The organism is Empedobacter falsenii, from assembly GCF_013488205.1.
In the GTDB taxonomy this organism is placed as follows: Bacteria; Bacteroidota; Bacteroidia; order Flavobacteriales; family Weeksellaceae; genus Empedobacter; species Empedobacter falsenii_C.
Genome location: NZ_CP040908.1, coordinates 781,881 through 796,231 on the forward strand (window position 1 = coordinate 781,881; position 14,351 = coordinate 796,231).

10 protein-coding genes and 1 tRNA gene are annotated in these 14,351 nt (G+C 29.2%); 2 read left to right on the forward strand and 9 right to left on the reverse strand.

Going from position 1 to position 14,351, the window contains the following annotated elements:
- Window positions 1-31 precede the first annotated feature (31 nt).
- Both FH779_RS03710 and FH779_RS03715 read left to right on the forward strand, forming a co-directional pair.
- Window positions 32-4,393 (forward strand): CusA/CzcA family heavy metal efflux RND transporter, encoded by a 4,362-nt coding sequence (locus FH779_RS03710; RefSeq protein ID WP_180906786.1) that lies wholly within the window; start codon window positions 32-34, stop codon window positions 4,391-4,393.
- A 1-nt stretch (window position 4,394) separates the two neighbouring features.
- Window positions 4,395-5,639: an efflux RND transporter periplasmic adaptor subunit gene (locus FH779_RS03715; RefSeq protein ID WP_180906104.1), complete on the forward strand. Its 1,245-nt coding sequence runs from the start codon at window positions 4,395-4,397 to the stop codon at window positions 5,637-5,639.
- Between the two features lie 589 nt (window positions 5,640-6,228).
- Here the strand turns inward: FH779_RS03715 and FH779_RS03720 are convergent.
- From FH779_RS03720 to FH779_RS03760, 9 genes are all read right to left on the reverse strand, one after another.
- The gene (locus tag FH779_RS03720; protein WP_180906105.1) at window positions 6,229-6,438 is read right to left on the reverse strand and encodes a hypothetical protein; all 210 of its coding nucleotides are present in this window, start codon (window positions 6,436-6,438) and stop codon (window positions 6,229-6,231) included.
- A gap of 396 nt (window positions 6,439-6,834) precedes the next feature.
- Window positions 6,835-7,914, reverse strand: coding sequence for a hypothetical protein (locus tag FH779_RS03725; protein ID WP_180906106.1), 1,080 nt, complete (start codon window positions 7,912-7,914; stop codon window positions 6,835-6,837).
- Between the two features lie 11 nt (window positions 7,915-7,925).
- Entirely contained in the window at window positions 7,926-10,130 is a 2,205-nt protein-coding gene (locus tag FH779_RS03730; protein WP_180906107.1) for a hypothetical protein, read from the reverse strand.
- A gap of 10 nt (window positions 10,131-10,140) precedes the next feature.
- Window positions 10,141-10,836 (reverse strand): DUF4280 domain-containing protein, encoded by a 696-nt coding sequence (locus FH779_RS03735; RefSeq protein ID WP_244958017.1) that lies wholly within the window; start codon window positions 10,834-10,836, stop codon window positions 10,141-10,143.
- A 136-nt stretch (window positions 10,837-10,972) separates the two neighbouring features.
- Window positions 10,973-11,989, reverse strand: a complete 1,017-nt coding sequence (locus FH779_RS03740; protein WP_180906108.1) for a hypothetical protein — start codon at window positions 11,987-11,989, stop codon at window positions 10,973-10,975.
- A gap of 244 nt (window positions 11,990-12,233) precedes the next feature.
- Window positions 12,234-12,307, reverse strand: a tRNA-Ile gene (locus tag FH779_RS03745).
- Window positions 12,308-12,601: 294 nt separating this feature from the next.
- Window positions 12,602-13,477, reverse strand: a complete 876-nt coding sequence (locus tag FH779_RS03750) for a hypothetical protein (RefSeq protein ID WP_180906109.1) — start codon at window positions 13,475-13,477, stop codon at window positions 12,602-12,604.
- Window positions 13,477-13,761 carry a hypothetical protein gene (locus FH779_RS03755; protein WP_180906110.1) on the reverse strand — a complete coding sequence of 95 codons (285 nt, stop codon included), beginning with the start codon at window positions 13,759-13,761 and terminating at the stop codon, window positions 13,477-13,479. The genes FH779_RS03750 and FH779_RS03755 overlap by 1 nt, the downstream gene beginning before the upstream one ends.
- Window positions 13,762-14,346 (reverse strand): hypothetical protein, encoded by a 585-nt coding sequence (locus tag FH779_RS03760; RefSeq protein WP_180906111.1) that lies wholly within the window; start codon window positions 14,344-14,346, stop codon window positions 13,762-13,764.
- Window positions 14,347-14,351 lie beyond the last annotated feature (5 nt).

A 14,351-nucleotide genomic window follows, 5' to 3' on the forward strand; every position in this document is an offset into this window, starting at 1 on the left:
GGTAATGTTAATACAATTAATCAAATTATCTGTGTTAGATAAAATCATAAAATTTAGTATCCAAAACAAAATTGTTATTGGAATTATGACTGTATTGTGGATTATCTGGGGCGTATGGAGCGCAACAAAATTGCCAATAGATGCGGTACCCGATATTACCAACAATCAAGTCCAAATTATTACGGTCAGCCCTACTCTAGCTGGTCAAGAAGTAGAACAATTGGTCACTTTTCCAATTGAGCAAAGTATTGCGAATATTCCTGATATCGAAGAAACAAGAAGTATTTCTCGTTTTGGTTTATCTGTGATTACGGTAGTGTTTAAAGAAGATGTAGATATTTATTTTGCGCGTCAATTAGTCAACGAAAAATTAAAAGAAGCACAAGAAGACATTCCGCAAGGTGTTGGTATTCCCGAATTATCACCTGTGAGTACTGGTCTTGGAGAAGTCTATCAATATATTTTACATCCTAAAAAAGGAAGTGAGAAAAAATACAATTCAAAACAACTGCGCGAAATGCAAGATTGGATTGTTCGTAGACAATTAAACGGAACGCCTGGTGTTGCTGAGATCAATAGTTTTGGTGGAGAATTGAAGGAATACGAAGTTGCTTTAGATCCGAATAGATTGCGCGCAATGGGAATTAGTGTATCGGATATTTTTGATGCCTTAGAAAAAAATAATCAAAATACTGGAGGAGCTTACATCGATAAGAAGCCAAATGCTTACTTTATTCGAGGAATTGGAATGGTAACTTCTTTAGATGATGTAAAATTAATTCCTATAAAAAATGCGACGGGAACTGTTCCTATTTTTATAAAAGATGTAGCTGATGTAAGACTAGGACATGCCATACGATACGGAGCAATGACTTACAATGGTGAAGTAGATGCTGTTGGTGGTGTTGTGATGATGTTAAAAGGTGCGAATTCTAATGAAGTAGTTAATCTAATTAAAGAAAAAATACCAACAATTCAAAAATCGTTACCAGATGATATCGTCATCGAGCCTTTCCTTGATCGAACGAATTTAGTAAATCGTGCAATTAAAACAGTAGAAAAAAATCTGATCGAAGGTGCATTAATTGTCATTTTTGTATTGGTTATTTTTCTTGGTAATCTAAGAGCTGGTTTAATCGTTGCATCTGCCATTCCTCTATCCTTATTATTTGCATTAGGAATGATGAATGTTTTTGGTGTGAGTGCGAATTTAATGAGTTTAGGAGCTATTGATTTTGGATTGATAGTCGATGGAGCCGTTATTATTGTAGAAGCGACTTTACATCATCTTGGACTTAGAAAATCAACGCATCGATTAACCCAAAAAGAAATGGATGAAGAGGTTTTTCTTTCAGCTTCAAAAATTAGAAATTCAGCCGCATTCGGGGAAATCATCATACTTATTGTCTACATTCCTATTCTTACTTTGGTTGGTGTAGAAGGAAAAATGTTTACACCAATGGCTAAAACAGTTGGCTTTGCAATTCTAGGCGCATTGATTCTTTCGTTAACGTACATCCCAATGATGAGTGCTTTATTTTTATCAAAAAAGCCTACTCTCAAAGCTTCTTTTTCAGATAAAATGATGGTGAAAATCCATAAAGTTTATGAACCATTATTAGAAAAAGCAATCCGAATCAAATATTGGTTAGTTGGTATTACTGTTGCAATTTTTGCAGTATCAATTATTCAATTCAGAAATATGGGTGGCGAATTTATTCCACAATTACAAGAAGGTGATTTTGCTTTTCACTGTATTTTACCACAAGGAAGTTCCTTAACCCAAAGTTTAGAAACATCCATGCAAGCTTCTCGAATTTTAAAAGAATTTGATGAAGTAAAAATGGTCGTTGGTAAAACAGGTTCCGCTGAGGTTCCTACAGATCCTATGCCTCCTGAAGCAACAGATATGATTGTGGTTCTAAAACCAAAGGACGAATGGAAACGTAACATTTCTTATGAAGAATTAGGTGATGAAATGATGGAAAAACTAGAGGTTATTCCTGGTGTTTTCTTTGAAAAAAATCAACCAATTCAAATGCGTTTTAATGAATTGATGACAGGAGTTCGACAAGATGTAGCTGTCAAAATTTTTGGCGAAAATTTAGATTCGCTCTCTTATTATGCAGATAAAACCTCAAAAGCAATTCAATCTGTTGAAGGTGTTACAGCACCACAAGTAGAACGCGTAAGTGGTTTGCCTCAGATTAATGTTGAATATGACCGAATTCGAATGGCAAATTATGGATTAAACATTCAAGATGTAAATGATATGTTGAGTACAGCATTTGCTGGAAAAACAGCTGGACAAGTTTTCGAGAATGAACGACGCTTTGATTTGGTTGTTCGATTGGATAGTGCGCATCGAAAAAGCATTGATGACATTAACAATTTAATGATTCCTACAAGTTCTGGTAATCAAATTCCGATCTCTCAGGTGGCAAATGTGAGTTATAAATTAGGCGCTTCACAAATTAGTCGCGAAGAAGGAAAACGAAGAATTGTAATTGGTTTCAACGTAAAAGATCGCGATGTACAATCGGTTGTAAAAGATATTCAGACAAAATTAGACAATGAAATCAAATTACCTTCTGGCTATTATTTCACCTATGGAGGGCAGTTCGAAAATCTGCAAGCAGCTAGTCAACGTTTGATGATTGCTGTACCAATCTCCTTATTATTAATTTTTATGTTATTGTATTTCACATTTCATTCATTCAAACAAGCAGCATTAATTTTCACAGCAATTCCAATGAGTGCAATCGGAGGTATTTTTGCATTAATTATTCGCGATATGCCATTTAGTATTAGTGCCGGAATTGGTTTTATTGCTTTGTTCGGAGTAGCTGTTTTAAACGGGATTGTTTTAATTGGAACATTCAATCAATTAGAAAAAGAAGGAGAAAAAAATATTCTAAAACGAATAATGGAAGGAACCAATATCCGATTACGACCAGTATTAATGACAGCAACAGTTGCATCGTTAGGATTTTTACCGATGGCAATTTCCACAGGCGCAGGTGCCGAGGTTCAAAAACCTTTAGCAACAGTTGTCATTGGAGGATTAATCACAGCTACTTTTTTAACCTTATTTGTATTACCAATGTTATATTTAATATTTAATTCAAAACTTCCGAAAATAAAATTGAATTCAAAAAATTCACTTCCATTCCTTGTCATCGGAATGTTTTTGATGGGACAATCTATTCAAGCGCAAACTCGTTCAATTAATATTCAAGAAGCTCAACAAATTGCAATTGAAAATAATCCATTAATCAAAGCAAATGAACGAAGTATTTCATCAAGTGAAGCTTTAAAAGGAACCGCAAATGAATTACCAAAATTAAATGTGGAAGCACAACTTGGGCAATATGCGAGTCCAAAATTTGATTATGGTTTATCTATTTCTCAAAGTATTCCATTTCCAACGATTTTTAAACACCGAAAGGCAGTGTTAGAATCAGAAGTGAATAACAAGAAGATACAAAAGGAAGTGACAACAAACGAATTGTTGAAACAAGTGAGAACCTATTTCTATCAGATCGAATATTTAGAATATAACCATGATCAACTCGAACAATTAAATAAACTTTATTTAGAATTTATTCGAATTGCTTCGGTTCGATTTAATGCAGGTGATATTAAGAAAATCGAAATTAATACAGCAGAAACACAACAAGGAGAAATCAATTTGTTGCTGAAACAAAACAAAGTGTATTTAGCAAATGCGTACAAAAATCTAAACGTATTATTGAATACCGAAGAGAATTTTACAATTACCAAAGAGACAAATTATATTCCATTAAAATTGAGTGGAATTTTAGACGGTTCTACAATTGATAATAATCCTACTCTCAAAGCTTTTTACCAACAGATGGAAATTACAGAACGAAACAAAGAAGTCGTAAAAGCCGAAGGTTTACCAGAATTTTCACTTGGTGTAAACAGTTTATCGATGATTGGAATGCACGAAAAAAATGGAGTACAAAGGTATTACAATGGCCTTGATCGTTTTACTTCTGTAAACCTTGGTGTTGCAATTCCATTAACGTTTGGTGCTACAAAGGCAAAAATCAAAGCTTTGGAATATGATAAACAAGCCATTCAAGAAACAGCCAATTTTCAAAAACAACAGTTAACGATTCAACTTGATAATTCAATTAATCAATATCAACAAGATTGGGAACAATATGAGTATTATGTAAACCAAGCCATTCCAAATGCAGAAAAAATTGTAAAAGCAGCTCAATTGGGTTATAAAACTGGTGAAATTTCGTATGTCGAATATCTTTTTGCCTTACAAACCGCAACGGATATTCAATTAAAATATCTTGAATCGATACAACAAGTCAATCAAACTGTTGTCAATATTAATTCTATCATCAATCAATAAAATGAAAAAAATAAAGATCATTATCTATAGCGTGTTAGCCATATTATTTCTAAGTAGTTGTACCAAAGAAACAAAAACGGAACAACCAATCGAGGAAAAAAAAGCTGAGCACGAAGAAGCGCCACAAACAGTTGCTACGCTAACAGAAGAACAAATGAAGGCTGTTGGTGTAAAACTGGGAACTATTGAAGTAAAGGAGCTAACGGCTATGATTAAAGCAAATGGACTTTTGAATGTTCCGAATAGCAATATGGCAAGTGTTGCATCTATGTTTGGTGGAGTAATACAAACATTGCCAATTCAGGAAGGTTCGTATGTCAAAAAAGGACAAGTAATTGCGACAATTTCAAACCCAGAATTTATTATTACACAAGAGCAATACTTAACTGTTTTGAGTCGAATTACCTATGCAGAGCAAGAATTTAGACGACAAAAAGAATTGTTTGATAACGATGCTGGTGCAAAAAAGAATCTTCAGAACTCTTCTGCCGAATTGAAAACATTACGTTCTCAAAAAGCATCTTTATCTCGTCAACTTCAAATGATGGGAATTAATCCTTCTAAAGTAACCAATGCAAATTTGAGAAATGGAATGGTAATTACAGCACCAATTAGTGGAACAGTAAGTAAAATTATTGCGCAAATAGGAAGTTATGTAGATGTCTCATCTCCCGTCGCTGAAATCATTGATAATAGTTCTATTCACTTAGATTTGCAAGTTTTCGAGAAAGATTTACCTAAGATGAAAGTTGGTCAAGTCATTCAATTTGAATTAACAAACAATCCAGGAAACAGTTACGAAGCAGTCGTGTACAGTATTGGTTCTTCTTTCGAAAATGAAAGTAAAACCATTGCAGTACATAGCAAAGTACGAGGAAATAAATCTGGATTGATAAATGGAATGAATATTACAGGAGCCGTAAGCTTAAGTAATTCCTCTACACCTGCTGTTCCCAATGAAGCAATTGTAGAAGCGGATGGTAAATTTTACATCTTTGTCAAAACAAACAAAAAAGTAGAAGAGCATACAGACGAAGAAAGTAAAGATCCGAACGAAAAGAACAAAGAACATAAAAATGAAAAATTGATGAACTTTGAAAAAATCGAAGTTGTAAAAGGTTCTTCAGATATGGGTTACACAGCTATTACAACCGTAAATGAAATTGATCCAACTACACAGATTGTTGTAAAAGGAGCCTTTTTCGTTAATGCTAAATTAAGTAATTCCGGAGATCACGGACATTAAAACAATTCAAATACACTCCCCTAACTAACTTCCACTAAAAAGTCCGATAGACAATATGTTTATTGGACTTTTTATAATTGTAATAAGCAACCTTTTTTATATTCAGTTTTTCTTATAGAATTTACCTTCTCTATTGTAATATGTATTATTTTTTCAATTATAATAGGTACTTTTTAGATAAATAATAATCTTCGTATAAATTTGCATTTTCACCAATTTCAAGATTTATGATAATATTTTTTTTATCATAAAGAATTTGTACATACATTTTTTTTTGTTGTAATTCATTAATTACTGATTCAAAAAAATTAATTCTTTGACTATCTTTTTGATATTCATTAATTACTAAATAATAATCACTAGATAATGATAATTTAAGTGAATCAACAATGTTACTTTCATTTGATTCATCTATTTTGATGTTTTGAGAATTTACATCAAGGCACTAATGGTAATTTAGAATATATTTTTTCTAAATTTTCTAAATCTTTGGCTTTGTATGTCAGTAGATAATCATCATGAGATAATAGAAACATATAATCATTAATTACTATTCCGCTACTACCATCTAAGAAAAAATCTTAAAAGGTTATTCTGTTGCTCCTTCATAACCTATATTTATGTAAAATACATCATTAGGGAGTTCTAATTTGAATCTATCTTTTATATAAATTTTGAAACTTCCTTTACCAAGAATTTTTACTACATTTAGTTTATTGAATGAATATCTAGTTTTTATATTATTCATAACAAACTCTTGTTCATCAAAATAAATAATATTTTTCTTAAAATCATCCACATCTTTTTCTATTATAGGATTATCAAAAAACCTTGTTACATCAACTAATTCTCAATTTTGAATATATCCTTCTTTATTTATTATTGGTTTAGCTGAACCATTTGAATTGATAATGGAATCATTTTCTTTATTTTCATTTCCTTTTACTATACCTTTTTTGCATGAAAAAAATGAAACTATAACTTATATATATAAATGCACTTCTCATTTTATTTATGATTTTTATAATTATTATTTTTAAATATTTCAATTTCTGATTCTCTTCTATTTACAAGACCAGAAGTTCCTCCATTTGTTACATCACTGAATTCATTTGTTCCTTCTTAATACAATTGATATTTATCTTAATTTGAGTTTCTCTTTTTATTTATTCTTCTTAATTAAGAAAGACTCATATTAAAAAGCACTTAAATTTTCACAAAATATTTTTAATCTTTCGTAATTATAATAGTTGTTTTTCTCTAATTCTCTTTTATACTCATCATGGTTTCGTAAAAATTCTTGGGAAATTCCTAAATTTCCAACATCTAATGATTTCTCCATTAAAAGAGCAATAATTTTATTACTATCAATGTAACTATCTGGATTGTTATAAATTTTTTCAATAATTTCTGAAAGTGAATCATAGCCATTACCTTCTTTCGCAGGAGACAATAGTTCATTTGTTTTACCATTATAAATAATTTCTTCTATGTCTTTTAAAATGTTTTCGCGTATTCTATACTTATTTTTAATTTTATCAAATATCAGATCATGAAATAATTTAACATCATCGTAATCATAATTTTCTAAAACCATTTTTGTTATTTTTGGTTCCTTATCATAATTAAACGTAACAAGTAGAGTTTTTAAAAATTCTTTATCATTGAAAAGCAACCAAGCTAAGTCTCCCTTACTATCATTAAATAAATATTTATTTCGAGCAATTATATTATGTGGTAAATCTATCTGGTAAGAATTATCATTATTAATTTTAATAATATCTCCTAAAAGAGGGAGCTCAGTTATAAAACCATAATTATAAAAGAAGAATAAATGATTATAAGTATAATCATATTCAGTCTGTCGTAGCGTTTTATCTTCAGATGTTGTAGAAGGTATTAAATAGGTTATAAAATTATCATGTGGTATAGTGTTTTCATTGTCTTTTTCATTAATACTTATATGAAATATTGCATTAATTTTTTTTTGAAATTCATCTTGTGATGGAATTTTATAACCATTATTAATCAACCCTTTTCGTGTTACTTGTCCACCTAAGTCTAAATCAATATCAGTTAATTTATACACATGATATATGTCCATATCATCTTCAGGAAGTTCTATTTTTTCTTGAAGCTTTAGGTGCTTTTTAATTAATTCTATATTAAACATGTCTATTGTATCATTTTTTGTAATTTCAGCTTTAATTATTTCTTTTTTTTTGCAACTCATAAATATTGAGCTTACTAAAAATATAAATATTATTTTTTTCATTTTTTTCTATTTTATCTTAAACCTAAATGGAAATGGTCTTGATGTACACTTAATGCTTTCCCTGTTGTGTTTTTAATTTCCTTTTTATATGCGTAATTCTTAATAAAATTCCATTTCACTCCTACTGCAATTATATTTTCTAAATCAGCTATAAATGCATTCTCATTTACATAGTTTTTCATTGCATCATACCAATAAGTTCGTCCACCATTTGTACTTCCTGGATATCTAATATCTACATCATTCCCATTCAGATTATGACCAGAGTGTCCTATATTTCTACCATCATCTGCAGAAATATCATTAAAATACAAAGATTTTGAATATCCATTTTTAGGTAAAGAATAAAAGAATCCTAATAAAGCAGCACACACTTTTTCATTAATCCAATTGTCCCCACCTTTATCTCTAGTACCAAATCTGCCCCAATTGGGTCCTGATTCAGGAAAAGGTATTAGACCATGTTGATTTTTTTGTAAAGTATAAGTTTTTATCAATTTATTATTTTCGTAAATTTGATACTGATATTTTTTACTTTCATTATTTTCTTTTATTTTAGAATACAGGAATTTTTCAATCTCTATTTTGTAAATATTCACTTCTCCTATTTCTGTATTTTCTTTGATTAATGTTTTACATTCATCTACACTTAATGCTATAACACCTTTTTTGAAATATTCCTTAGCTACATTAGTATTTAATCCGGCTAAATTGATTTTTTTTCTAATCTTTTCAACTTTTGAAACATCATTCACCACTAGAACAGAGTCACTTAATCCTTTTCCTTTCCAATCTGCTAATGCACTTAATACTGCATATTTTGGTTCTATTGGCATATCATAATAGGTAATGAAATCAAATAAATCAACATTTTTTAAAGTTTTCTCTTTTCTTCCTTCATTGAACTTAAATTCATTAAAATGTTTTTTTCTACTTTCAGAAGAAATCAAGTCTTGATAAATATTACTAGGTACATATTCTTTAATAAGTCCCATAGCTGATTTATAATTTCCTTTACCTGTTAATTGAATTAATCCTTTTCCACGAAAATTAAATCCATCTCCACTTGCTTCATTTCCATTTCCATTTCCAAATCCATTTTCTGCAGCATATAAAAAGTTGAAAAGTTTCTTTTGATCAGGTCTTTCATCACAAAATTCTTCAATTTGACCTCTTTTGTCTAATATTTTCCCTCGCTCTCCAAAAATTCCGCTTCTAATATTTTTTGGTATATATTTGATTTTACCTTCACACATTTCGTCCTTTCTAAAATGGGTTTCTGCAGCTATCTGAGAAAGAAAATGTGCTTTTTTTGCACAAGTATTAATACCAAAATTTAGTTTGTATTTATTAATCCAATTAACACAATTCATTCTAAAGTCTTTATCACTATCTCCAAATATTTCTTTTATTTCATTCCATGTAATATCTTTCTCACAATTCGGACATTTACCATCATTAGAAGTTTCAGGTGCATCATTATCGTTATAAGAAGACATAGATCTAGCACTCTCAAAAATATCAGCCATAGATTGAAATTCAGAAACCACAACAACTGGCGTTTTATTGGTAACTGATTGTTGTTCGTAGGTTGCCGTTACAAAAAATCCGATTGCTTTTATATTACCTATCATCAAATTCATAGACTCTGTTGGCGATAATAATTGCATGACATTAAACTGTGCTAAACCAATTCCTTTATCATTAATATCAATTAACTTAGAATTCATGAAATTAGGTTCACTTTTATCTTCAGCATTCCAAACATGTACTTTCACTTGTTTGTTTACCATATTTATACATTCTACACGTACAGTTAACGAATTACCAATACCAGCTAAATCTACATTTTTAGCTCCTTTGTTGTAAAGAACAACTTTCTTTATCTCAGCTTTACTTGACTTCTTCGTGGGATTAACAAAATAACTTGCAACAAAACTTGCTTTATCTTTTTGTGTTAAAAGTTCTTTCTCTAGTTTATAGATATCCAAACGATACTCTACATTATAACCAAAAGAATAAGGTACTGACTGTCCCGTTTTTGGAATATTATTCTTTGTAACATTTACAAAAGCACCGTTTTTGTATTTCTTAAAAATATACCATGCATAGGTCACTTTGTTCATATTACTCGTAAACAGAACTCCATTAGAATCGATTACTGAATACATTTCTGTAACACCTACAATTGGTTTTTTTTCTCCTATTATCTTCATAGTAAAACCGTTAATAATAATCTACATTTTGCTGAACAATTTGATCTTTAAACTCATCAAAATCAATCACGGGATTATAGATTTGTTGCTCAAAAGAACTCGCATTCTCTATGTTCTTTTTACCAACTTCACTTTGTTGTCCGTGTTTCAGAATCGTTATTTTTCCTCCAGTTACACACATTAATTCAGAAATTTCTGTCAAACAACTTTTATCCATCACTTTAATTTTATCACAAGCTTTTTGCCATTTACCCGCAGGCGAATACACACAAGGTAAATAACCACCCGAAGTCGGACGAAGTTTACAATTTCCGAAAGGCATTGCGGGAGGATCAAAAGTTAAATCATCTTCTGTGACAGCTAAATAATCTACTTGCCCATCTGCATCATTCCAATAATGTTTTTGATGCGATGTCACTTTAAACTTCGGAAACTTAAAACCTTGATTACATTGACACATTCCTTTCTGAATAATAAAATGTTTGCCATCATGTTCGCTTTTTGAGCTAGATTTTTCTTCTTTCTGAGATTCTTCACTCTCTTCCTGATTTTCAGACTCAATTTCTTGCTCAATATCTTTTCCATTTTCAGAACTTACATCATCTTCTTTCTCTAAAAACTCGTTATATTCTTCGACATCAGAAAAAATAATAAGTTCAGATTCTGGAAATACAATTGTCTTTCCAACAATCGGATTTCCATACATCACATCATTTTCATCACAATTCAGATTATGATAAATTCATAAGAAATGTCCTTCTTTCACTCCAATTTCTTGGGCTATCGAAGTAAAAGTGTCGCCTGGTTTTACAGTATAAGTTTTCATCGTTTTGGTTGGTTTTTTATTTTAGGATTAGTTTGTAGATTCTGTACAGTTTTTCGTTATCATAAAGTTGTATTTCTGCATTAGCTTCTAACAATTGTTTGACTTTCTTATCCGTTTTATATTCAAAAAATAGTTCAGTGTAAAAAGAACTCGTTTTATCTTCCTCATCACTTTTAATTCCGTTTAAAATATTTTCCAAATCATAATTGTTTATTGTTTTTGCATTGATAATCGTCGATACATCGTTCTCAAAATGATAATAAGAAACATTGCATTCACAATTCACAGCAAAAGAATTAGGTACGAGATAAAATTTCTTTAGAAAATTATTTTCCGTTTGAAATACTTCACGATTCATAAATAAGACTTGAAAAAGTAAAGAAGAAGTAAATTGATTCAATAAATAATCTTTATTCGTAAGATTATACTCAAAAGCATCGAGGTATTTTTCTGTTAAATCTCCAATAAAATCAGCTTCGATTTCTTTTCGGTTTTTATGGAAGTTTTTAATTAATTTTTCGGGTTCAAAAACAGAAATAAATTTTCCTTTTTCATTGATAACGAATCGAAAAGGAAAAATAGATTGTTGCGTTTTTTGAGCTAAATGATAAAGTTTTTCATCAGGAATCTCTCCATTTCGTCGGAACTCTTTTCGATTAAATTCAACGATATTTTTATGTTCAATTTCTTTAAAGTTTAATGTAATATTATAGCTAATAAGGTTTTGTTTTTGATGATTATCATTTATAATTTCGGTAATTTGATATTCATTTTTATAAAAACTCTGCCCGAAGAATTGATTTGGGCGCTCGTTTGCTTTTTCTCTATTTCTTGATGAATTACTATTAATAGAAATCGGAACAAAAAGAAAGTTTATTCCTCTTAAATGGTCAAAAACAATTCGTTCAGAAATTTCACACCGCTCGTTATGAAAGAATTTCAGATCAACAGGATGAATCTGTAGGCGTTTTGCAACAGATAATAACGTATCGTTCTTTTGGATTTTATGTATATAAAATTCAGTAGTTGACATAGTGGTAGGTTAGTAAGTTGTACTAAATATACCATATTTTTTATAATAAATTGATTTTAAGTAATTAAAAAAATAATATTGTTTATAACTGAAGTCTTATTTAATTGATAAATCTCAAAAAATCATATCAAAATTATATCAAAACAATGGTAAAAAATAGAGATTTTAAAATGCAGTAAAATTTATAATTCATTAATTATCAGCATAATTAAATAAAAAAAGCACCTTTTAAAAGGTGCTTTTGTGGTCCCACTTGGGCTCGAACCAAGGACTTGCTGATTATGAGTCAGCTACTCTAACCAGCTGAGTTATAGGACCAAAATAAAAGAATAATTCCCTTTATTGTGAATGCAAATATATAAAATCTAAAACATAAAAAACAAGTTAAAAATAAAAGAATTTTGATATTTTTTACAACAAATTCAATTACAATATAATGCTGTTACAATTATTTTATATTAACTACTTATCTTAATGAAAAAATAAACAATTATTACTGATTAATAGTTTTACGTAACTTAAACATATTGATATGCTAGAACACGAAAGAACCTCCATTTTTGAAATTTTCTATTTCATAAGATGTGTTATAATCTCATTATCTAATAATTTCTAAAGGAGCACCAGCTTTTCTAAAGGAGCACCAGCTTTAGGACGATGAAGTAAAATACTATATACTTCCTCAAAATTATTAATATTAGCTATTAAAGGAGATTCTCTATTTTTATTTTCCAATGCTATTACTTTTCCATTGGAATAATAAATAAGTTTGTAATCTGTGATAGGTAACATATTATGTTTACTTTTTACAATTCGTTCTCTCATCCAATTTTTATCTTCTTTTATAACTTCTTGATTATTATAATATGATTCATAAGTTTCTATATTTTTTTTGCTATAAAGTTTTTCAAAACCTTCGAAGTCACCTTGATTAATTGATTCTCTTACCTGTTCGTATTTTTCCAAAACTTCTTTCAAAAGAGTTTCTTGATTTTCATTTTTTAAATTAACACTATTTTTCCATCCATTTATAGTGTAAGAAACCTCTAAATCTATATTAATAGTTTTTTTTATTATGGGTAATTCTTTTAGTTCGTTTTTAAAATCTATACTTGTTAATAATAGACCATTTTCATTAGATATATTGGATAATCCTTCAGAATATTTATATAATTTAACTTCAAAATTATCCATACCTAATTTATCAACTTCCGTTTTATCTTTATTTGGTAATAAAACTACTTCTAATAATTGATTTCCTCCTTCCAAAATGAAATCATTGAGTGGAATTTCACTACTAGAACTTTCATTAGAATAATATTTTTCAACAGGCATTCCATTTAGATAAATCTCATAAGGATTTGCTGATTGAATTTTTAGAGTATAGATTGGTTTTTCTACAGCATCAGAGTTTTTATTATCTTGTCCACAGCTAGTCAAACAAAATAACAGAAAAAATAAGCTATAAAAGTTAAAAGAAAATCTCATTATCTAATAATTTCTAAAGGTGCACCATCTTTTGGACGATGAAGTAAAATAAAATATGTATAATTCATTTTTCCATCATTAGCGTATAAAGCACTTTTCCCTTTAGGATTTTCAAGTGTAACTAATTTACCATTCCCATATAACTTCATAGAATAATTTTCTACACTTTTCATATTGCCTTTACTTTTCATGATTCGTTCATTGACGAAATCATTATCCTCTTTGGCTAAAGTTTTGTCATTATAAAAAGAAGTATTCACCTCATTATCTCTAATCTTATTCATTTAAAAAAAAGAGTTTATATCTCCTTTATTTATAACATCTTTGAGTTCGTTATATTTTTTCAAAACTTCTTCTTTCAAAGCTTCTTTATTATCGTTAGATAAATCTGAAGACAAAGACCAGCCAATATTTTCGTATGGTATTTCTATATTCACTAAATCATCTTTAACAACTATTGGAGAACTGACAATATTAGTAAATTTTACTTCTTTTACTAAAAATCCATTTTGACCAACTTCTGAAATACTTTTATATCTCATTACATCTAATTTAAAATGCTCAAGACCTATTTTATCTATATTTTTATCGTTTTCTGAATGTAAAACTATTTTTATTTTTTGTTCTCCTGATTTTAAAATCAAATCATTTATAGGTAATTCAAAATTTATACTACTTTTTTCAATACTCTTATCGAAAGGAACATCATTTAAATAAATTTCATAAGGATTTGCTACAGAAACTTTAAAAGTATATATATAATTGTTTTCAGATTGATTAAGTGAACTCATTTTATTTTGTTTATCTTGTTTGTTTTGACAACTCGCTATACTAAAAATTAGCATAATGATTAATAGTATTTTTTTCATTATAT